General features: G+C 37.6%; 16 protein-coding genes. 9 read left to right on the top strand and 7 right to left on the bottom strand.

Going from position 1 to position 22,473, the window contains the following annotated elements; genetic code table 11:
* Window positions 1-15 precede the first annotated feature (15 nt).
* The 5 genes from ABFX33_RS01135 (at window position 16) to ABFX33_RS01115 (ending at window position 5,491) form a co-directional block, all read left to right on the top strand.
* Window positions 16-2,556, top strand: coding sequence for a winged-helix domain-containing protein (locus ABFX33_RS01135; protein ID WP_346083734.1), 2,541 nt, complete (start codon window positions 16-18; stop codon window positions 2,554-2,556).
* A gap of 603 nt (window positions 2,557-3,159) precedes the next feature.
* Window positions 3,160-3,438 (top strand): SinR family protein, encoded by a 279-nt coding sequence (locus ABFX33_RS01130; protein WP_346083732.1) that lies wholly within the window; start codon window positions 3,160-3,162, stop codon window positions 3,436-3,438.
* A gap of 5 nt (window positions 3,439-3,443) precedes the next feature.
* Window positions 3,444-4,445: a thymidylate synthase gene (locus ABFX33_RS01125; protein WP_346083731.1), complete on the top strand. Its 1,002-nt coding sequence runs from the start codon at window positions 3,444-3,446 to the stop codon at window positions 4,443-4,445.
* A gap of 1 nt (window position 4,446) precedes the next feature.
* Window positions 4,447-4,872: a hypothetical protein gene (locus tag ABFX33_RS01120; RefSeq protein WP_346083729.1), complete on the top strand. Its 426-nt coding sequence runs from the start codon at window positions 4,447-4,449 to the stop codon at window positions 4,870-4,872.
* A complete protein-coding gene (locus ABFX33_RS01115) occupies window positions 4,850-5,491 on the top strand; it encodes an Nmad2 family putative nucleotide modification protein (RefSeq protein ID WP_346083727.1) in 642 nt (213 codons plus the stop codon). The genes ABFX33_RS01120 and ABFX33_RS01115 overlap by 23 nt, the downstream gene beginning before the upstream one ends.
* Window positions 5,492-5,522: 31 nt before the next feature.
* Here ABFX33_RS01115 and ABFX33_RS01110 read toward each other — a convergent pair whose 3' ends face one another.
* The 3 genes from ABFX33_RS01110 to ABFX33_RS01100 form a co-directional block, all read right to left on the bottom strand.
* Entirely contained in the window at window positions 5,523-6,506 is a 984-nt protein-coding gene (locus ABFX33_RS01110) for a nucleotide kinase domain-containing protein (protein ID WP_346083726.1), read from the bottom strand.
* A 97-nt stretch (window positions 6,507-6,603) separates the two neighbouring features.
* Entirely contained in the window at window positions 6,604-8,736 is a 2,133-nt protein-coding gene (locus ABFX33_RS01105; RefSeq protein WP_346083725.1) for a hypothetical protein, read from the bottom strand.
* A 224-nt stretch (window positions 8,737-8,960) separates the two neighbouring features.
* Window positions 8,961-9,416, bottom strand: a complete 456-nt coding sequence (locus tag ABFX33_RS01100; protein ID WP_346083724.1) for a helix-turn-helix domain-containing protein — start codon at window positions 9,414-9,416, stop codon at window positions 8,961-8,963.
* 967 nt (window positions 9,417-10,383) lie between these two features.
* On the opposite strand from ABFX33_RS01100, the gene ABFX33_RS01095 reads away from it, so the two are divergent.
* The 3 genes from ABFX33_RS01095 to ABFX33_RS01085 are packed head-to-tail and all read left to right on the top strand — an operon-like array spanning window position 10,384 to window position 17,258.
* Entirely contained in the window at window positions 10,384-12,711 is a 2,328-nt protein-coding gene (locus ABFX33_RS01095) for a TlpA family protein disulfide reductase (protein WP_346083722.1), read from the top strand.
* Between the two features lie 8 nt (window positions 12,712-12,719).
* Window positions 12,720-15,902 carry a TonB-dependent receptor plug domain-containing protein gene (locus ABFX33_RS01090; protein ID WP_346083720.1) on the top strand — a complete coding sequence of 1,061 codons (3,183 nt, stop codon included), beginning with the start codon at window positions 12,720-12,722 and terminating at the stop codon, window positions 15,900-15,902.
* Window positions 15,903-15,911: 9 nt separating this feature from the next.
* On the top strand, window positions 15,912-17,258 hold the full coding sequence (locus ABFX33_RS01085; protein WP_346083718.1) for a RagB/SusD family nutrient uptake outer membrane protein: 1,347 nt from the start codon (window positions 15,912-15,914) through the stop codon (window positions 17,256-17,258).
* Between the two features lie 113 nt (window positions 17,259-17,371).
* On the opposite strand, the gene ABFX33_RS01080 is transcribed toward ABFX33_RS01085, so the two are convergent.
* From ABFX33_RS01080 to ABFX33_RS01065, 4 genes are all read right to left on the bottom strand, one after another.
* Window positions 17,372-17,761, bottom strand: coding sequence for a hypothetical protein (locus ABFX33_RS01080; protein WP_346083716.1), 390 nt, complete (start codon window positions 17,759-17,761; stop codon window positions 17,372-17,374).
* A 177-nt stretch (window positions 17,762-17,938) separates the two neighbouring features.
* On the bottom strand, window positions 17,939-18,481 hold the full coding sequence (locus ABFX33_RS01075) for a MauE/DoxX family redox-associated membrane protein (protein ID WP_346083714.1): 543 nt from the start codon (window positions 18,479-18,481) through the stop codon (window positions 17,939-17,941).
* Window positions 18,482-18,789: 308 nt separating this feature from the next.
* Window positions 18,790-19,944, bottom strand: coding sequence for a hypothetical protein (locus tag ABFX33_RS01070; protein WP_346083712.1), 1,155 nt, complete (start codon window positions 19,942-19,944; stop codon window positions 18,790-18,792).
* A gap of 2 nt (window positions 19,945-19,946) precedes the next feature.
* Complete coding sequence (locus ABFX33_RS01065; protein WP_346083710.1) at window positions 19,947-21,080, bottom strand: hypothetical protein; 1,134 nt, start codon at window positions 21,078-21,080, stop codon at window positions 19,947-19,949.
* A gap of 375 nt (window positions 21,081-21,455) precedes the next feature.
* Here ABFX33_RS01065 and ABFX33_RS01060 point away from each other — a divergent pair, with 375 nt between their 5' ends.
* On the top strand, window positions 21,456-22,409 hold the full coding sequence (locus tag ABFX33_RS01060) for a LytTR family transcriptional regulator DNA-binding domain-containing protein (RefSeq protein WP_346083709.1): 954 nt from the start codon (window positions 21,456-21,458) through the stop codon (window positions 22,407-22,409).
* Window positions 22,410-22,473: the final 64 nt, after the last annotated feature.

Here is a 22,473-nt window from a genome sequence, read left to right as displayed (position 1 = left end):
AATAGATTGAGAAAAATGGCAGAGATAACATTATATAACCCAGCAAGTCTTCGCGAAGATGATCTTATTGCGAATTTCGTAGTGCGTACCCGAACCTTTGAAAAAATTTTCAAAGATATAAGTAGGAGTTCTATGCAATATCCTGAAAAACACTATTTGATTCAGGGACAAAGAGGAATGGGGAAAACTACATTATTGTTGAGGTTGAAATATGAAATAGAACGTACAGAGACCCTCAGTAATTGGTTGATTCCCGTATTTTTTAATGAAGAAACCTATGATATAAATAATTTAGCAAGTCTTTGGGAAAAGCTATTGAAGTACTTGGATGAACACTTTGAGACGAATGGGGCTTATTATGACTATACAGATAGATTTGTTGATCTGGAAGATTATGAGCGTCTTTGTTTCAATTTTTTAATAGAAAAGTTGCGAGAACATGGAAAAAAGCTAATTATATTTTTCGACAATTTTGGCGAGTTATTCTTGGACAATCTTCGTGAAAAGGAAAAAAGGAGACTTCGAGAGATCCTAATTGAATGCAACGATATCCGAATTATAGGAGCATCTGCCGTTGTTATCAATGATCTTCACGATTACAGTCAGCCATTTTTTGAGTTCTTTCATATTGTCTATCTCGAGGGATTAACAAAAGACGAAACCTATGAACTAATCTCCAAGCTACAGGAAGATTGCTCAGAACCTAGACGTATAGATCTAGTTAAGCATAAAGCTAAAATAGATACCCTGGCGGTACTTACTGGCGGAGTTATACGCACCATTATGATGCTTTATCAAGTGTTATTAGACGATCCGAATGGCAAGGCTCTTGAAGATTTAGAAAAGGTCCTTGATAAGGCGACACCGTTGTACAAACATCGGATAGAAGATTTACCTGTACAACAGAGACGTATTGTTGATGTGATTGCTAAGAAATGGGATGCGGTGAGCGCCAAAGAGATTGCCAGCGAAATTAGGGAAGATGGCAAATCGATGTCTACAAAATTGATCTCCGCCCAACTTAGTCAGTTGGAAAAAAATAATGTAGTGGAAAAAAAGGGGACTACCACTAAAAACTATTTGTATCAACTCAGAGAACGCTTTTTCAATATCTGGTATCTAATGCGTAATGGAGATCGAAGAGATAGGAAGCGTGTAGCTTGGCTTACAAAATTTTTGGAAATATGGTATGATGATGACGATAGTTTTGATGCTTTTATTAAAAATCATATTAATGCTTTACGTTCGGGTAAATACATGTCAAATTCTGCATTGCTGATCGCTGAGGCTTTAGCCAGTTCAGATAAGTTTGATATTGAGAAAGTGGATGGAATTGTGCATGAAACCTCAAATGTTCTCAGAGAAGAGCAACGTCAGTATCTGCCTAATATGCATAATAGAAGAATGGCTGTTGCAATTAAATATTACAATGAAGGAAATATTAATAAAACAGTAGAAGCATTATTGGGCGTAAAAGAACGGGATACAAATACTAATTTGCTATTAGCTCATTGTTATTTTAAATTGGGTAATAATATTCTATCAAAAGAGACTTTATATAAGGTTGATCAAGTTGATAATGATAGTATAGTGCTTTTTAAATTTATTTGTTTAGAACTAAGCAATTATCAGTATTTATTTAAAGTTGTAGAAAAAAGTGAGGATCTCGATGCCGCATTGGCCCAAGAGGTGATAGGGGACGGATATTTTCTTCAAAATATGTATGATTTAGCTCAGGGTCATTATGAAAAGGCCATTTCTCTTGGCAGGAAATCCACTTGGGAAAAGCTTATCGATGTTTATGAATCGAAGGGAAATTTGATTGAGATGGAAAAACTGCTTCTTTCTGCTTATAATAATCATATAATATCCAGAAAAACTGTAGCGGGTTTCTACGCACTCAAAGTCAAAAATAGTGAGAAGGTAAATAAATGGATCGAAGGACTAGAAAAAGATGGTGATTATTATGTGTACTCTGCATTAGCATTGGTTAATAAATTGACAAAGGATAGTTCGGTTGCAATTGAAGAGATTATTCCAAACTTAGAGAAATCGCTTGACTTGTTTAGTACGAAGAAAGAATATAGTCCTAACGCAATGGTAAGCGCGACAATATTGTTGGTTTACTACAATAATATTCTTCGAGATTATAAGTTGGCTCAGAATGTTATAAAGAAGGCCAATAGTTTAATCTCTTTAAAAGGATTCTATCCATATAATATTTTGAAAGCTTTTGTCTCCGTTTGGGGAAAAGATTATTCTAATCCTAATGTTATTGAAGTTTTTGAAAGTATTGATACTAGTAGAGAAGATTCTTTAGAAATTTTTAATGAGTTATTAGTTCTGCTTATGGCCAAACATCAGTATCATTTCTTGTTACGACAGTTTGATAAAAACATTCAGTTGAAAGAGGCTTTTAAACCTATTTATTATGCTTTGATGACTCTTATGGAAGATGAAATGCCTAATGAGGTTATTAGGATGGGAGATGAATTAAAAGTGCCTGTCGAGGAGATTCTTGAGAAGGTTGAACAGATGAAAATAGATTATAAATAAGTGTGGAAAGAAAGGCGTATGTTTTGATGAAAATCAGCTAATAAAAATAGTATTTTTGATTAAAAATTGATAGTTATGTAGATAGAAAGAAAAAGAGGAAGATGATATTAAAGTAAGAGCTAAGTGTTCCCGCACTTAGCCCTCCGAAATTTTATCATTCATACCAGAGAGGTATAATTGAAGTGTTTTTTATTGTATAATTTTAACGCGAAATAAAGGTTTTTATTTCACATATACAAAGAATTTTTACGGTAAACCGTAAATAGACATCTCACTCCAAACGTATCATAAGGTCGGACTGTGCCCTTTGTCCTTTAGAAATAATCACGTATGCAGTTATTATTGAACTATCGATATCAAAATTCATTTTGGGTTTTGCTGAGTTGCAGTAGAAATTAGTTATTGATATTGATGGCTCAAATAAAATTAAAAAATGGGAGAAAATGTTTAAAAATAAAGGATTAAGTATTAAAGATTTTCGAGGAAATCTTTTCAGATATAGTAAGTGTGAAAATTTGAAAAGAAAGATGTGGACAATTTATAATACCTACCTCAACATATATGTAAAAATGTTTGAGGTAGCATCAAAAGAAGGAGGCTGTTATGAGTAAAGTTTACGTTGTGAGTTATGATTTAAACAAGTCTGGACAGGATTATGAAGGATTATATGGAGAGTTGAAAAAATCTCCGGCATATTGGCATTACTTGGATTCAACTTGGCTTATCTATACATCAGAAAGTGCTAATGAGTTATATGATAGAATAGGTGGACATATTGACAGAAATGACTTAGCATTAGTTATCGAAGTAAGGCGAAACTATCAAGGATGGTTACCTGAGAAAGCATGGGAGTGGATTAGGCAACATGTTAGTTTTATTTAATGGATATGATGGAATTTCAAGGAATTAATTCGTTTTTGGTCGGAATGGCAAAAACGCTCATTGAGGATGGGCGTGAGCGTGAAATAAGGGGGCAAATTTGCTATGAGCTTCCTTATCCTGTTATCTGTAAGATTACTAACCCTAGAGCTAGGATTGTGACAATTACCGAACGAAAATGGAATCCTGTTTTGCCATATGTAGAATCATTATGGCTAGGTATGGGGCATAATGATTTGGCGATGCCGGCCCATTATTTGGAAAGATTATCTGAATTCTCAGATGATGGTATAACATTGAGGGGAGCATACGGCCCAAGATTTAGATATTGGAATGGGGGAAATAGCGATTATAATATTGGACAAGATTATTCCTCTAATTATAGTGGCGGTATAGATCAATTTAAGTTTATAATTGATCTTTTACAAAAAGACCCTAACAGTAGACAAGCCATTATTACAATTGGTGATCCAGCGAAAGATTGTTTCGATTCTTCAGGAGAGATTAAGGAAACAAAAGATCGCCCTTGTACACGAAATATACAATTCATAATCAATGATGGGAAATTAGATGTATTTGTACATATGCGTTCAAATGATTTTATGTGGGGAGCCTCTGGAGTCAATATTTTCAATTATACCTTTTTGCAAGAAATATTTGCAGGAATTTTGGGAGTAGATGTTGGTGTCTATTATCATATGGCTAATAACTTTCATTATTATGAAAGACATAAGTCAAAAGTTGAAAAAATTGCAAATGTAGTTGATTTTGAAGATGCTAGTCACAGGTATAGTTTGTCCTTTAACTCGTTACAAGATTACGATAATAATATAAAAAAACTTGCGAATTATGAGGTACAACTTCGAAATGGAGATTTAGATGTCATTTTAGACTTAGAAAGCGATTTTGCTTCAGACTGGGGAAATGCTATCCTTTCTTACTACCAGGAATATAAAGGGCAGGCCAAGTTCTATAATTCGGTATTAAATAAAATTATAAACGAAAATTAATATGAAAAAGATTTATTTATCAAAAAATTCAATTAGTGACGCTGAGTTACAAAAAATAGTTAAAGATTTCGAAGATAGAGGTTACGAAGTTATACTCAGTTCTTATAACAAAGAAAATGGAGAAGATATCGAAAATGTAGTCAAAGATTGCGATTTAGTTCTCATATTAATTGATGGGAATTGCGATGAAGACGTAGATTTCGAAATCGAGACATCTGTACTTTGTGGTAAGGGACCCGTTGGAATATATGTAGGAGATGGGGGAGAAGAGGATATCCCAGAATCATTGAAAAAAATGGGTTCTGGAGTTATTCCTTTTGACCTTGATAAAATTGATAAGATTATTCAAGGGGATGATTCCGGATGGTATACGCCCGAAGGAAAGAATACAACTGTCAATGGCGATGGAGAAAGGAGTGAATGTTAGTATGAGGTATTTTAGTTATGTAGTTGCTAGAGACTATGGTTTTGCTCCAAATCCTTATGGAAATGTCTGCACTTTGGCAACATGCAAACCCGATATTCGCAAAGCAGCTAAGGTTGGAGATTGGATATTTGGCACAGGATCAGTTCAAAATGTTGGTAGAGACAAGTTAATTTATGCAATGAAAGTTGATGAAATAATTTCTTTCAATGATTATTTTTCAGATCAACGTTTTAAACATAAAAAGCCCAATATGCTGGGAAGCAAAATTCAGATGTATGGAGACAACATTTATGAACTAAAAGATGGAATTTGGCATCAATCTGATTCTCATCATTCACTTACAGGAGGTCTGATAAATGAGGTCAATTTAAAGAAGGATACAAAAAGCACAAATGTATTGATTTCTCTAAATTATTATTATTTTGGACAAGATGCGATCGCAATTCCACATGAAATTAAAGGAGATGTTCTAAAAAAAGGTCAAGGATATAGGTACATTAGAGATCCTGAAATAGCGGATGAATTGATTAAGCATATAGAGTTACAATCAAGGAAAAAAGGTATGATTGGATTCCCTTGTAAGTTTAAATCTGACTTTACAAGATTTAAAGGAGGTTAATTTTATGAAAAATTCAAAGGGGATATTGATATTATTCCCCTTTGATATAATTATTGATATCCCATTTTGGAGGATAGAAATAAGAAATTTGATTATTTAATGGCTTATATATCTGTTTGATTCTTTTTCTGTCTGAAATGCCTTGAATATCTGGATGGGCAACACGTGCATATTTATCAGTTTCGCAGAACAAATTTTGACAATCGATTAGTTGCAAAGATCTGCCCCATAGAGTTTTGAATTCAATGTTCAGTCTTTCAAATTCAGATTCTTGTTTTTCCGTAACCCATCGAATTACATCGTCTTCTGTATAATCGCCTAAATTAACAAAACATTTTTTGATACCGTCTCTGGCACCTGGACCAGGAACTACAAAGTCCATCTCACTAAAGTCAATGATATTACTATAATTGATATCTATGGTATATTGATAAGCCAAGAAAGGGCCGAAAGTTGGCATATTTAGAAGAATGTTGTATATCTCTTGCAATGATCTAGAATTCTCTATTCTATGCAGCAAGGAGGGAGTGACATACCTCTCTAATAATTTTAAATGATTGCTATGTTTGCTTTTATATCCAAACATACTTTGGCCAGAGGTCATTATATACGCACCAGAGTAAATGGTTTGTTTACTTTGTTTAGCTTCTGTAAGCAGCTGATTTATTCTTTTAAAGCTAAAGTTTTCAAAATTTATAATTCCTAATTTACCTTCAATCAGTTCCCATGTCGATATTTTATTGAAAATTTTGAAAAGTAGAATTCTAAAGAGAGTATCCAAATTTGAAAATGAATACTTCGAATAAATCACATTGTTTATTAAATATTGACTTACACGGTCTGATGCCCTATAGGCATTTGTGAATTTGTGCTTGTCTAGTATTGGATCATTCGTTAATGGATATTTTTGATATATACGATTAAAAAATATATTCTGTCTTTCTTCAGCAAATTTCCAATAAGTATCTAATACAATAGAAGGTTTCGGTTCCTTTCTTTTTATTAGGATATCCATATTTATTACTGTCTATTTTGGTGATAATTTCTTATGTAAAAAACAAAAAAATTATTGTCTTCTCTTTACTTAAATAATCTTAAATGTATTTCTTTGATTATCGTATTAAATTTTTATCAAAATATTCCTTTTTAGCCTTTTCTGTTATAGAATAGGCATAAATTTGTCCATTATGTACACGTTTTACATAGCCATATTTGTCGTCAAGCCGTCGACCTCTCGCAGCAATTAAATTAGATGATGCATCTAATTCCTCTGCAATTTCTCTTGCATACATTGGTTCTTCATTTTTATGTAATTCATACAATAATGAAAACTCAATTTTGGGAAGTAGTTTTGATTTATCAATCTTATTTAGATCCTCACTTATACTTTCAGAAACTGATGATATTTTAACTGGACTCTGACATTCTATACATCTCATTTTGTTAAATTCAAGAAATTGAAGCTGTTCGTACGGATAAGATTTTGTACAATTAGGATTTATACAGACGATTTTTTTTGATTCCTTTAAAAAATCTTCTACTTTTTTAGTAAAATCAAATGGCCTTGCTATGAAATATTTTCTATATGCTGAACCATCTGGTTTACCCCACCTTAAATTATTTATTTCTGCAAGTCCATAATTTATCGAATATACAGAAACTTTGCTTCCATCTCTATCGCTCATTTCGTTATACTTAGATATAAAAAAATTGAGCTCTAAGGTTTTTACGAATTTTTCAAAAATTGGAGGAAAATAAAAATGTGACGTATAAGGATTTGTCGTAGTAGATTTATAGGCTTCCCCCGACAGATCTCCAGTTACTATCCGTTTTCTAATATCTTTTAGACTCTCGGTAAAAATTTTTAGAAGTTCAGCTTGTTGTAAGGAACTAATTTTCTCATCATAAGATATAAGACTATAAGTGGTAGTATCAAAAAATGAGTAAATTACTTTTTCATAATATCTTTGGGAGGCTGCTTCTAAAGCTCTTTTATTTATCGGGTTATTGTATAGAATATTACTCTGATAACAATAAAATAGTATGTATCCAATTATTCTTGGAACATTCATTGATATTTGAAATATAAGTTTATAATATTCCTCGATCGACTCATTTTTTGTGTCAAAAAAATGCTCAATTGGTTGATTTGAGAAATGTTGAATTCTACTTTCTATTAATCTTTTCGTAAAGTCTATCGCTCTATCTTCCATTGTACTTCTATCAAATTCAGAATATAAGTTGTAAAAGTCTAGATCGATGATGTCAACTTTGCCCTTATCAATATCGCCAAAATGGATTCTACTAGGATAAGCAGCTATTTTAAATTTCACAAATTCTTCAGACCAATTATTTAGTGGAGCTAATACAACGTCAACAAATCTTTTTAGAGATGATTCGTCAATTTCTGAGAAATCATCTAAAAATATGATAAGATGTTTAATATTAATTATTGCTAATATATCCTTTACGCTATTTATAACTGATTTTATCTGAAAAACTTTTAGAAATATTTGAGAGAACTCATTTTCCCATTCGTCCTGATTTGTATTACTTGACTTGTCGTCGTCAATTGCGCTTATTTTCCCTCCCAAATTGCGTTTATTCACATCAAGCTCGATTGTGTTATTTTGCCGACTTTCAACAATTGTTTCTGAAGCAGACTTTAGTCTTCTATTAACTTCTGTGACTATCGGTAGTTCAATTGATTTTAAGTGTTCATTATTCTCAACACTTAATAGTAAGGCCTCAAGTTTTTTTTGAACTTCATTTGTTTTGTCAAAACCTAACAAACCTTTTATTTTGTCAATTGTTGACTGAAATTGTTTATTTAGTTCTTTTATTATTTGGGATAGAATTGACTGAATGAATGCTCTTTCGATTAAATATTTATCTAGGGATTTTTGAGGTAATTTGTTTGCTAAATAATCAAATGAAGTGAAATCACTTTTGGCACTTTCAAATATAGTTTTTGTATCTAGATAACATGAAATATACTCTTTTTTCTTTCGATATTCGTTTTCTAACCGTAAAATAATCGTTGATTTTCCTGTACCTTTTCTTCCAATTAAAAATGTAGTATTATCGGTTAGGCAACTTTTAAATACTTGATTATTAGGTAATAGGTCTATGTATAATTCTTGTATTAACGTGTTTCCTCTTTCATCTAATAAATCGGCTCTTCTATATTTTTTTAGAGAATCAGTTGCTGAAAAAAAATTATTCTTGTCTTTTTCTAAATACATTTATATTTGGGTCAATGGTACGATACTTTTATTTTTACAACGAAGATAAAAAAATATACTTATCTTTAATTTGAATGTTTGGGCATTTTTATGGTTCATATTTGATTAACTTATTTTAAATTACAAAATAAGGGAATTTGATTGGAATCATTCTATTTTTGATCTGTTTACCCAATATTATTTCCTCTGGAGGTGGGTTCATTATAGCTTTTTCTAATAGCGCCTCAACTTCCACCCTTCAACCTCTTCACTTCTTCCGCCAAATCAGCAACGACTTTAGTCAAATCCAAAATTGCTTGAGTTTTAATGGCATCGTCCTGAACGAGTTTTCCCAAAAGTGCTTCTACTTTATCAATATTATTGTAAGTGATGTTTGGCTGGTTACTGAGCCCGAAGGAACTCTCACGAACATCAAATGTGTTATTGTTTTGAATATTGAAAATTGCTTTCTCTTCATTAAACGCCCGAATAAATTCGACAGTTACCCCTAAAGCATCTGCCAATTCCTGCAAAGTTGGTTCTGGAATAGTCCACATATTTTCGTATTCAGAAATACGTCTTTGATCAAGTTTACTCACACACTTTTGACCCAAGGCATCTTGTTTTAATCCCATTATTTCACGAATTCTTTTTACGTTTTTTCCTTCGTGTATTTTTTCTTCTTGGAATGCAATACTCATATTCTGACAAATTTAAATGTGTTCGGTATTTTACCGGTTCTTTACCATTTTTTTATAAGTAATTGGTTTTTTACTTTTGAAGTAAAGATACGATTATTTGCGGATTAAACCACGATTTTCAATACATCTGATAGTGTTTTAGGCGTAATAATTTGTCTTTAGTAGATTAAAACAATACATTTGCACCATCTCATACAGGTGGATGCACTTATGAGTCTTGGCTGTGAAACCTGAGAAATTTCAAATGGAACAAGGCGATAAGTGGAATCAAACGCCCGTCGGCAATGGCGTGGCGTCCGCTTACTCGTTCCACGGCTTCTCAGGGCCTCACAGCGGTAGGTTGGATGTCACGCCATTGCTGTTTCTAACATCTGCCAAAAGACTCGTTTTTATAAACAAACGAGTTATGAACAAAAAGCAACAATCAAAGAACATCATCACTGCCCCCGAGTAGCTCGGCGACCAAAGTCATACAATGACTTTTTTGCTGCTGAAGACGTATCGAACCAATTATGAAATACTCGAAACTGTCATTTTAACGTCTTGCGCTTCCCGCATTTACAACAATTTTTTTATTTGTGACCTAAGCTAGGCTTAGGAGCAAGAGGATACGTTTGTAAGTATCAATAAAAAGAACCGAGTCAGCAGGTCACAGCCCTCAACACCTTTAAAAATGAACAGTTTTTATAAGGGTGGGAGTGAACTGCCTACTGGAAAAGGTTCCTCCTACTCAAACCAAATTAAATCCAAAAAATTATGGCCTCTGGCCTTTAAATTAGTAGTGCTTTTTAGGCTATATTTTACCAGCATATCTCCAGTACGGACAAAGCACTCCTTAAGCACAGATATAGTACTATTTACGCAACTGTTGCGTAAGCATATTTACAAAGGAAAAACGTGCTATCAAAGTGCTTTTCTGCTGCTATATACATACTTAATTATTGGAAGCAAGCTAACAAGTAAAAAGTTGTCGCAAAAGCTTACAAAACCAAAGCTTTATTCGACTGGCCTGCGGCGGCTGTTCGACATTTCTTCGAACCTGCTTCGAGCCTACGTCGCCACTTCTTCGGGGTTGCTTCGGCTGCTGTTCGACTGCCCTTCGGGTGCGAGTCGAAGCCCACTCGAAGCGGAGCCGAAGCCGAGTCGAAGCGTAGCCGAACATGTCTCGAACGAGTCCCGAAGAAGGCCCGAAGCGTTGCCGAAGACCACCCGAAGGAGCGAAGGTGTAGCGATACTGATTCGATTACGTATATATTTTACCTACATCTGCCAGGCACTGGCCGGGCACGCTAACAGATTGAGCTGTAAGGGTGCTGGTCGGTTGCCGAAAAAAGAAGCCGTACCACCTTTGGACTTTCTTCTGACCAATACCCTCCCAACACCTTACTTTATTCTGCCTAGCCATTGGTTTTGCATTACTTTTCCTTTGGCTTTGTTCGGGAGCGACCCGAGGAAAACCAACGTATCACCCGAACAGCACTCGAAGAGCGGACGAAGTTGCTCAGGAGTTGGTAGGTACTTAGGTGGTCTATTCCCCGCCACTAAAGGCACTATTGATTCACGGTTAAGCTACCGGCAGTGTGCTGAGAGTGTACCAAAAAGGTACTGGAAAGGTACTAAAGAGCTACTAAAGAGTTACCAAATAGTTACCAAACAGGGACAGGCTTTCGGTGGCTTTCTGGTGAACCGCAGGTATAAGCTTGGACCTGCAATGGAAATACCAGCAAAAATGCAGAATACCGATTTGGTAATTGGAGCAGATGGATATAGTTTGAAATCAGGAGGTTTACAAGCGATCTGTGATACTCGAGTGTATGAGAATGAGTATTTAGTTGTTCAAAAGAAAATAGGCGTTCAGAAGGTTTTAAAATGTGTTATTTATCTAAGTAGTTATAAAAGGTGTTTTCGCATTTCGTTGACATGCCTGTTTTTAGTTCTAGTTTTTCAATCATCTAATTTTTCTTTTAAGGCATTGAAGAGCATCAGAGCTCTTATGGTATTAGCTCTGATAGTTTCTATGTTTAGTTTATCGGCTCAGACGCCCCGCAAGGACAGCGGGGCCGATGGGCTAATTTCGATGAAGGCGCTACATGTCGGTGATACCATTCCACAGTCACTGTGGGATATACCGCTTGCCGTCGTCAACAATCCCACAGGAAAGAAAACCGTAAAACTGAGCGATTACCGTAATAAAAAGCTGATCATATTGGATTTCTGGGCGACATGGTGTGGCAGTTGTATGCAAAGTATGTTGCATATAAGACAGTTGGAGTCCTCATACAGCGATAAGGTAGCCTTTTTGAAAGTGAATAGCGAAAGCACAAAAGACTCTCCCGAACGGATCGTAAAAGCTTTTGCCAAACTCAAGGCGATGTCTAATGTTGATCTCTCAACAATGGAATATATATATCCGGACAAGTATCTGGACAAATATTTTGCTCATGCCTCTATCCCTCATATGGTGTGGATCTATGATGGCAAATACATAGGCAGTACCTATGCCGAAGGCCTTACGACGGATGCAATTGATCGGGTGCTTAACAACTCTCCGCTTCATGCTCATCTAAAAAATGATAGGTTGGATTTTCAGACGAACACTTCCATCCGGGAGCAGGTCGATCTACGGTTGTCGACCTATCCAGTAGTAGAGGAGCTGTTTACAGGATATATAGATGGTCTAAGCCCTAATTTTGGTCAATTTTATAAGAAAGATGGTACCTACGTCTACCGAATGGTAAATCTAAAGCTTAATATCCTATACGCTAATGCTTTCCGAACTCTTTTTTTTGAGGTGCCAAGTTGGGCAATCCATATTGATTCAACAGTAGCCGAACCAGTGCAAAAGGCATTGAATAATGTTGAGTTGCGTAAGGATGTTTTTTGTTTTGAAGTGCAATCGTCGGATACGCTAACGGAAGATGATATCTTGAAAAGGCTGCGTGATTGTCTGTTATCCAACTTCAAAGTAGGCCCGGTAAGGACAATAGAAAAGACTCCTTTTTGGCAAATGGAGATGGCAGATCCCGATAAACTGAAAGCGTCTGTTCGCTTTATTGATAAAAAAGGTAACAAGGAATATATCACTTTCAGGGAGTTAAGATCCATGATTTATACAAGTCTTAAACTGCCGGTAAATGACCTGATAACAGTAAAATCAAGCCTTTTTGAAGTAGAGATCCCAAAAAATCTTGATTGGACTGATATAAAATCCCTTCAGGATTTTCTAGTCACAATAGGTATCCGGTTGATAAAAGTCGAAAAGGATATTCCCACCATTACATTTAAAAAAGCATGATCAGTACAATGAAAAATAGCATTATTTTATTGATATTAAATCTTCTTACGGTACTGTGCTATGGTCAGGTACTAAAAGGGAGGGTATACGACAAGGCGACCGGCAAAGGGATCGCAGGGGTGACAATTACCTCGAAGTCTACACAAAAGAAGTTTAAGGCAGGACCGGGTGGAGAAATTGAAATCGGCAATATCACCAGTGATTCTTTGCATTTTCATCACATGGGGTATACAGATAGGGTGCTTTTTGTGAAGGGGTTTGATACGAATATAGCAGTTGGTCTGACAGCTAAGTCAATAGAAATTGAAGAGGTCCAGGTCCAGACAGGCTATCAATCGCTTAGAGCTGACCAGCTGTCCGGATCGGCTCAGGTGCTCAATGAGTCGCAGCTCAATCAAAATGTAGGTAGCAATATCTTGGACAGACTCAACCACGTCGCCAATGCGGTATTCTTTGATAACCAGTTACAGGCCTCGGACAATCAAAAGTTGAATTTCTCGATACGTGGTCTCAGTACAATCAATGGCGTTAGGGATCCCTTGATTGTGTTGGATGGCTTTATCTATGAGGGCGCCATACAGAATATAGATCCTAATAATATTGAAAGCATTACGATTCTTAAAGATGCCGCCGCAAGTGCCATCTGGGGAGCACGTGCAGGTAATGGTGTACTGGTCATTAAAAGTAAAAATGCTAAGGCCACAGACGGCCGTACAAATGTGACCCTGAACAAGTCCATTCAATTCGCACAAAAACCTGATCTGTACGATGTATATCAAATGCCTGCAGAGGAGTTTATAGAAATAGAAAAAATGCTCTTTAAAAATGGGTATTATGATCGTAATATACGCCGTAGCCCGTTTAGTGCACTCACACCTGTGGTTAGCCTGCTCCAACAGCATAAGACTGGTAAAATAGACGGTGGACTGCTTGATCAACGTTTGACAGCTCTTAAAAATATAGATAGCAGAAGTGATTATATGGACTATTTCATGGAGTACCCACTACTAGATCAGTATGCACTTTCATTATCAAATGGGACAGAAAAAAACAAATTTCACCTGGCGGTAGGTTATACCTTTGATAAAAATCAATACGGTGCGAAAAATAAAAAAATAAATATTGATTTTAATGACCGGATGATGCTCCTGCCCAAGCTCCATCTGGATATTGGTTTTAAGTACACCAATGCTAAAAGCCATGCTGGTAAACCTGCATTCGAAACATTCAGGTACCGCAATATACGTGCGCCGTATATGGATCTGGTAGACGCCGATGGAAATGGTCTAGTACTTGAAACCACATATGATAAAATATATACAGACAATTACTTGCCCGGTAAACTTCTGTCATGGGACTATGTCCCCTTTGAAGATTACAGATATGTTGACAATAGGTCTATACGCAATGAATATCTAGGGCAGGCACAGTTGTCTTATAAAATATTGCCATTTATCGATTTGGTCCTGGCTTATCAGATCCAGAATCAGATGGCATCCGACAATGTAAGGAATGGATTGGATAGTTACTACACAAGGGTCATGATCAACTCCTATGCGAGCTATAACGAAGCTACAGACCGTATGGAGTATCCCGTTCCCATGGGGGATATTGTATTAAAAAACAATGTAAATATCAGGTCCTACAATTGGCGGGGACAGATCAATGTCAATAAGGTTTGGGACAAGTTCGAGCTATCCGGTATAGTGGGAGCTGAAGTAAGGGAAAGTAAAACTGATGGGGAATCGAGCACACTTTACGGATATACCTCTGACCCTCTTAACAATGCCGCAATAGACTTCGTATCTGATTTTCCTATAGGGATTAGCTATAGTACCAGCATAATTCCTGGCAGACCCGTACTGAATAGCAGTATAAATAGATTTGTGTCTACTTATTCCAATTGGAATGTGGAATATAATAAAAGACTAGGGGCTACCGCAAGTGTAAGGCGTGATGCTGCGAATATATTCGGGGTGGCAGCAAATGATAAATGGTCTCCTTTTTGGTCAGTGGGAGCCTACCTGCATGTGCCAGATCAGTGGATCAAGGAGGCAAAAGCAGATCGGCTAAAGGTAAGGGCATCCTATGGTGTGAGTGGCAATGTAGATCTTCGAAAGACGGCATTGCCTGTGGCTGAATCGACGACATTCAACTATTCGCCTTACTCTGGATTGATCATCGCTCAGCTAAACGATCCTTATCTGCGTTGGGAAAAGATCAAAACGTTCAATGTTGGCTTAGATCTATCTTTTTTGGATGGCCGCATCCGTGGATCAATTGATCATTATCAAAAGCGTGGTACAGACTTGTACGGTTTGACAGGCTACGATTATACAACATGGGGCTATCAGTCTTTTATCACTAAAAATGTCGCCAGCATGGATGGCCGGGGAACTGATCTTGTGATTGAGACTGATAATATCCGGGGGAAATTTTCATGGTCAACGATCTACAATTTAGCCTGGAACAAAAGCAAAACTAGAACATATTATGCCGCCAATGGAATGAATGTGAGCAGCTTTTTGGACATAGGATCGTCGATTACCCCTGTTCCGGATTATCCATTATATGGCATTGCGGGGTATAGGTCTGCAGGGCTGGATGCAAAGGGAAATCCTCAGGGTTTTCTAAATGGTGTTCCCAGTACTGATTATACCGCTATTAGAAGACAGCCTCTCAATCTAGGAGAAAACGGAAATATTATTTTTAAAGGATCGTCCAAACCGCAGGTATTTGGATCCATAATAAATAAGTTTTCTTTCAAAAATTGGGCGTTGGCGGTGTACGCTTCTTTTTATGGTGATTATTATTTCATGAAAAATACGACCAGCTACACCCAGCTGTTTTCTAATGGGAAGGCCTATGCGGATTTTGAAAAGCGATGGCAAAAACAAGGGGATGAATCACACACTGTAGTACCAGCGCTGATCTATCCAGCTGATCAATTGCGGGATAGTTTTTATCGGTTATCTGAATCCAATATACTTCGGGCTGATCATATTCGCCTAGAATATGTTCGTTTGTCATATGCAAGCGCTATTAAAAATAGAGCAAAATTGGAATGCTTTGCTAATGTTTCCAATCTGGGATTGTTGTGGGTATCCAATAAAGAAAAAATAGACCCATTGTATCAGGACAAAGTTAAGCCGCCCCTAACATTTACGTTTGGTACATCTGTAAAATTTTAATTTTTTATCATGTTAAGATCAAGACTAATCTATATCCTGCTTTTTTCTATTTTAATGTCCTGTAAAGATTATCTGGACATTAAGTCGAATAGTGGATTGGCAACGCCAGACAATTTCGAGGCGATGCAACGAATATTGGACAATATGGAAGTGATGAACATCAGTACAAATCCACTTGGGGAAGCGTCATCAGATAATTATTTTTTAACCCTTCAATCTTATAATTCCTTAGGGATGCGATCTCAAGAGGCATATACTTGGCGTATCATCGATAATAATTTCCCCAACGATTGGGCAACGAGTTACCTCACCGTATATCATAGTAATATTGTGCTTGATAATTTAAAGAGTATTCAAATTAATGATGCAAATAAAGGAACATGGAGCCAGTTAGCGGGTGCCGCATATTTTTATAGATCTTATGCTTATCTGTCGCTGTTATGGACTTATGCAAAGGGATATGAGGAGAGTGAAAAGGATATTTATCCCGGTATCGTGCTTCGAGTGGATGCAGATCCATATAAACCGTCTGAACGTTCCTCGATAGCAGCGTGTTATAATACCGTTATCCACGATCTGGAACGATCGATACCCCTTCTGCCGCGGCAATCGGAGCATGTCTTGCGACCATCTAAGGCGGCCGCTTATGGACTATTGGCCCGAACATATCTGTCCATGGGACACTATATTAAATCTGAAATTTATGCAGATTCAGCATGGATGATCTCAGCTAAACTGATAGATTATAATATGCTGGATGCTAATACACAATTCCCCTTTGAACGGTATAATATAGAAACTACTTTTTTTAGTCAGATGAGTACGACCCTGCCAGCAATGAATTATTATAATGCCTTAGTAGATACCACTCTATACAAATCGTACAATAAGGATGATCTGCGTCTGAAATTATTTTTTGCTCAAGGATCAGATGGTTACTATCAGTTTAAAGGTAGCTATGCTGGTGCCTCGGATTTCTTTACTGGAATCACATCCGCTGAGATCTTACTGATGCGGGCCGAATCTTATATTCGTAACGGTCGGATAGAAAGGGGGCTTTCAGATTTAAACCATCTGATGCGCCATCGTTACGCGACAGGGAAATATAAGGAGCTGGGGGGACTCAGTCAAGAAGATGCGTTGGAAAGAGTCTTATGTGAACGGCGCAAAGAGTTGCTGTTTCGTGGACTGCGCTGGATGGATGTGAAACGGTTAAATTTGGAAGGGCGAAATATTGTTTTAAAAAGACAGATACCGGAGGGAGTATTAGAATTGGTTCCAAATAGCAACCGTTATGCATTGCCAATCCCGACTGATGTTGTTGACAGGACCGGAATACCACAAAATCCACAATAATGGGATTTTGATAAGACCATATTGATAAAAATATCCCCAAAGTATAAAATCAAAATTGAGATATACTTTGGGGATTGGATTAGCAGATATTAATTGTTTTGAGAGCTATTATTTTAATCTTGATTGTGTGGTGTAATATTATTAGAGCTTGATCCCCCAGCTTTGGTTGGTACATAGGTCGGATTTGATATAGTACCAGTATTTGAAGCCCCTAAAATAATTTTTGTCGGATTTAGTGTTCTACTTCCCGATGCACCTTGTAGATCTGCTGGACTGACTTCCATCGAACAAGCCTTTTTGCTGCCCGGACAAGTCGAGCCAGGATTGTCTTCGGCCCAATTACCCGGATCACTTACCTGACTTGCTTGGGTAGCGTCACCATCGAAGAAAAGAGTGACGTCTGATTGCTTATTTGCAATTTTATTGAATGACATTAATGTTGTACTTCCAGCTGCAATCACCAAAGCTATGATGGCCATTGCATAACTATTTAAATTTTTCATCTTTTTAATTTTTAATTTTTTTTACTTCAATTTTCATGTCTTTTTCATCCCCACGGTGTGTCGGTTTTATGTACGTAGCCATCGACAGCAGCGCGGGAATACCATAAGTGTCTTTTGGCAGACGCGCCCTTCACCCAGATTAGCCTTTAATCCAAGTTCCGCTGTTGATGTGGTACACTATTCTTTCTGTAGCCTATGGCTGGTTTTCAATTCTGAGGCAGTTGGTGAACCTGAATTCACCTGTAAACTTGTAATATCATCACTGGCATTATTTTCTATGATTCGATTGATCGGAGAATGATGTTTTAAAAAGGAGAGCTCAAGCCATAAGCCTAAGAGGCTGACGACTAGAAAGCCCATATTGAGCCAGAGGTGGGCCGTCCAGCCCAATTGCTGGAATACCAATCCGCAGCCGCAAGGGAATTTTCCCCATACTTTCATGACCGCTAGACCTACGTAAGCCACAAAAGCGAGCATCATCAAAGACGACAAGCTGAATGCCCATATCCTTGTCTTTGGCATTATAAAAAGTAGGCCAACGGCAAGCTCGAGAGGAGGCAAGGTATAGGCTAAGTACATACCCAACTGGTCGCTAAAAGGCTGCTGGATCATTGCGGATCTGAACAGCTCAAAGTTGATAAGCTTGTCCAGACTGATCGGGATCCAAAGAGCCATCAGTGTGATGAGGATGATCTGGTATATAATCTTTTTTGCTTTCATTGTCATACTGTGTAAGTCTGAAAGCAAAGGAAGGACAATGTCTCTCAATCCTATGTAGAAGCATTTAGTCAGTTGAGGAGCCTTTAAAGTACCTTAAACAACTGTGAATTTTAAAAAAGGGGAGATGGGGATACATTTTTAGGACAAATGCTGGTGGGGATATCGGACTGAAAGGGAGGCTTAGAACTCAGTTTGAGCAAAGGGTATCTGGATCTGGTGACCAAGTTCGCTAGGGGGATAAAGTAGAATCCCCCTAGTTTTTTTAGAAAACCGTTTTAATCTATTTTAAAGAGGTATTTAAATCTCAATTATTTTCGCAGCTCGACTTCTTCAATATCTTTTTTTATGAAATGGAGCATTTCCTTGAGCTTATCTTCAACGAGATATAGACTGAATATATGCTCAAATTTATTGAATTTGGACAGCTGATTGGCGCTGATGCGGTTGCCTCGATTGGTGACAATATGCTGGGCTACTCCTACGGCAGCGTCACTTTTATGCTTATTCTTAAAAAGGCCGACTTTGCTGGAATAATGGAACAGGCAGGTGATTCCTTCTCCTGTGAGCGTCATATGGATTCCGCTGGAAGGGCTAGGGATCTGATCCAGCGTATCTTGGGCTTCCGCCTCTAGGTTCGTGATTTTTTCCAGATAATCCAGTTCAGCGCAAATATATTCATTCATCATCATTTTGAGATGGGGCTGCTCGATATCGTAGTGGCTATTAGGAAAAGGGTGGTAATGGGTGATTTCCTTTTCCAGGAGCAAGAGGCGGGACAGCAGGTCAGCCCGGGATAGCGTGTTCAACTGTCTTTCAATATTTTCTTTCCATCGGTTGCGGAGACCGAGGTAGTTGAAATTGTACCGGATCAGAAATTCCATAAACCGCTTAGGATAGGACTTGTCACGGGTATCGTAGGCGATGCTTTGCAATGCCATGAGAAAGCTGTCTAGCCATTCACAATGATAAAAGAGCAGCCTGGGCGACTTGTGCCCGTCAAACAGACTGTCCATACCATATTGGATTTCTAAGAGATATTCTTCGTCTAATTGTTTAGCGCGTAAGCGGGCGAATAATTTAGCAAGTTTTGTGAGGCTGGACTCCTTGAGAAGCTGTTGGTCGTATATGGGGAGCTCATCCAAGGGATTCATATGCTCTTTAAAATGCTGTATGCTCTGCCAGATACTTTCGTGCAGCTTGACAATGGTACTATCCGACTGGTAGGCTTTATAAGTATATAATCTATCAAAAAGCAGCCTGAATTTGGTATAGTAGCGTCTAAAAGATTCCTTGGCCATGCCTGATTTGGAGTGACTGATATAAAGTTGTTCTGAATCGCGGATCAGGGCATCGCAGGCCACTATAATAGACTTGTCGCTCGGGATAGCGCTGCCTTGAAAACTACCTTGCAGTATGCCGTACGCATTGATTGCGTCTTCCAATTGGTTTAACGATCTGATCATGATTACCTATTTTGTTGTACACTGCAGTTCATCTCCAGCTGTAAAACAGCACGGCCCCGATCGTTTAAAATATAAAATTGATCAAACTCCTTCTCATCCGTGAGCGAGTGAAAATCAATGGTGTCGATACGGTAGAAGGCCGAGACCCAACCGATCTTTAAAGCGAGTTCCAACCGCTCTTGCCAAAGCAAGATATTAAAAAAAGCAGCATCATGGGCTAAGCCATCCCTTGACCGCTTGGTCTGCGCACTCAGACATACTAAGAGCAGTTCCAGCAATGCGTAATCATCAAGCTGATCGAGCCAGGGCTGTCTACTCTTGTCGTGAAGCTGTTGCCGCAGGATCGGAAGATCGTAGAGCTGAAGAGTCTCTAGGACAGGATATGAGGCAAAAGGCTGTAACGACTTATTGATTAAATATCGTAAATTGATAATCATGGTGCTGATCTGGTGGTAAGGTATTTTTTTATAGTTCTGTTCGTGATAATGTGCAATTGTTAATTTGGCCAGGAAAACTTCGGGTTCATCATTCGCCTTAGTGTTGTTGCAGAGGTAACAGCTGAATACGATCAGTCTCGAATCAGGATGTTTGGAAATAGGGCGTACATGGTCTCGTGTGATCTGGCAATTTGGATCTTTCCGCGAAGTATCCAAGGCTCTGTCGCAATAGTAGCAGGTCAGGGTTGTATTAACTTGCGTTACTGCTACATTGGACTGTTCTTTCGGAATATCCTGATATTTTAATTGTGGCTTTTCGGAGTCTGTTTTCTTGACGATCGTAAGATTTCGTTGATTGAGATTCGGCTCCAGATGATTCAGGATATAGGATACGTTTTTGGCCACAGTCTGAATCCGTGATACATCAATATATTTAAACTCCTGCTGCTTCTCAAAGCTCTCTTGCAGTATTTCCATGAATTCTTCAGGCTCAAGGCGAGACTTTGCTCTTTGACAGGTGTGGCACACTATGACCCGGATCTTATTTCCGCACAGTTTGGTCGATGGGCGGAAGAGGTCGTTGCATCGTTGGAGGTTAGTCCAGCTATTATAGCCACTAAGATGGCGTTCGCAATAAAAACATTGGTCCACCGGGGAGCTGTAGAACGATGGTCCATGTGTTATTCTTAATCTTCTCATAATTATATTATTTATTGTTAAATAGTCATATGGCTTGCGCTAACTGCCTTATTATTTTTGATTATCGTAAAAACTACCCCTACTATAAAATTAACAAGGTATTACTTAGAAGGCAAGGTAAACTGTTTGTAAGCGGATGAACGGTAGCAGAAATGGGGCGTAAATATAGCTTATTGGCCTTTTAGGGGGTGTTTTGCGCTGACGGACGAAAACGAAATTATGGGATGAACGGTTATCGGTATTGGGTAGAGGGATTAAAAAAAAGCAGGATTCCGTAAATTTTTACGGAATCCTGCAGCACTCTTTTGAAGATCTGTCAATTTTTTATTTAAGAAATTAGTTAATTTTACCTGCCTTAACCATTTTGACAACTTCATGCAAACAAAGAAACTAATTGAGAGATTCCATTCGGAAATTCAAGTTAACTACTTTTCGATCAGACTTCAATTATTTTTGGCTATTCTGATCGGTAACTTCTTTTGCTCGTCCAGCAAATTTCTGGTCTTTGATGAGCGCTATTCAGAACCAAGATTTTATCTCTATTGGTTTCTTTCCTCACTTATTACTTTGTGCGTGTTATATGCAGAGCATGTATTTAATAGATTCATGGACAAGAAGCTATCCTGGCTGACAGATTTTAAGCAACGTCTGATCGGGCAGATTATCTACGGCTTACTGTTGCCTGCCCTGCTCACAACGATCTTTGTGCTGTTGGTATTTTTACCGTTAACCTCAAAGGGAATGGATGCTATAGGTCGATATATTCGCAACGAATTCAGGTTTGTATTTTTGTTTATATTCATATTGAACCTGCTATTCTTGCTGGTATACGTCATCCGGTTTGCCAAGTTCGTGAAAGATCAATATGTAGAGGCAGAAATAGAGAAGACTGAACTCAAGGAGTTGCTCATTGAATATGAAGAGCTGCAGCTGAAATTGGAAGACGAGCGGATGGAAGATGTTTCCGATACGGTCATGCTTGCACCTTGTCTTAGGGTAAAATATGGCTATGAAGATAACTATGTCCCACTTAACGGCATTGCATTTATCAAAAGCTCAGCCGACGACAAAAAGCTCCTGACCTTAACGAGTAACAAGGAGTATACACACAACTATAGCCTCGACACGTTGATGAAAGTACTCGACCATAATCAATACTACTTGATGTACAGGCGTTATATCGTCAATCGGAGTATCATTAAAGGATATCATGCTTTAGAGAATGGTGTGTTGACGATCGAACTGAAACCGAATTTTGAGCAACAAGAGGAGATATTTGTCAGTCGTCAGGATGCCGTTGACTTTAGGCGCTGGTTTGAAATGAAATAAGGTGCTTCAAACGCCTTTTATTTACAATTCTTGTAAAAAAGTGGCCCATATCGTCGATATAGGC

The organism is Sphingobacterium ginsenosidimutans, assembly GCF_039536865.1.
GTDB classification, from domain to species: Bacteria; Bacteroidota; Bacteroidia; order Sphingobacteriales; family Sphingobacteriaceae; genus Sphingobacterium; species Sphingobacterium detergens.
The sequence above is the reverse complement of the archived record's forward strand: the minus strand, read 5'-3'. Positions and strand labels throughout refer to the sequence as shown.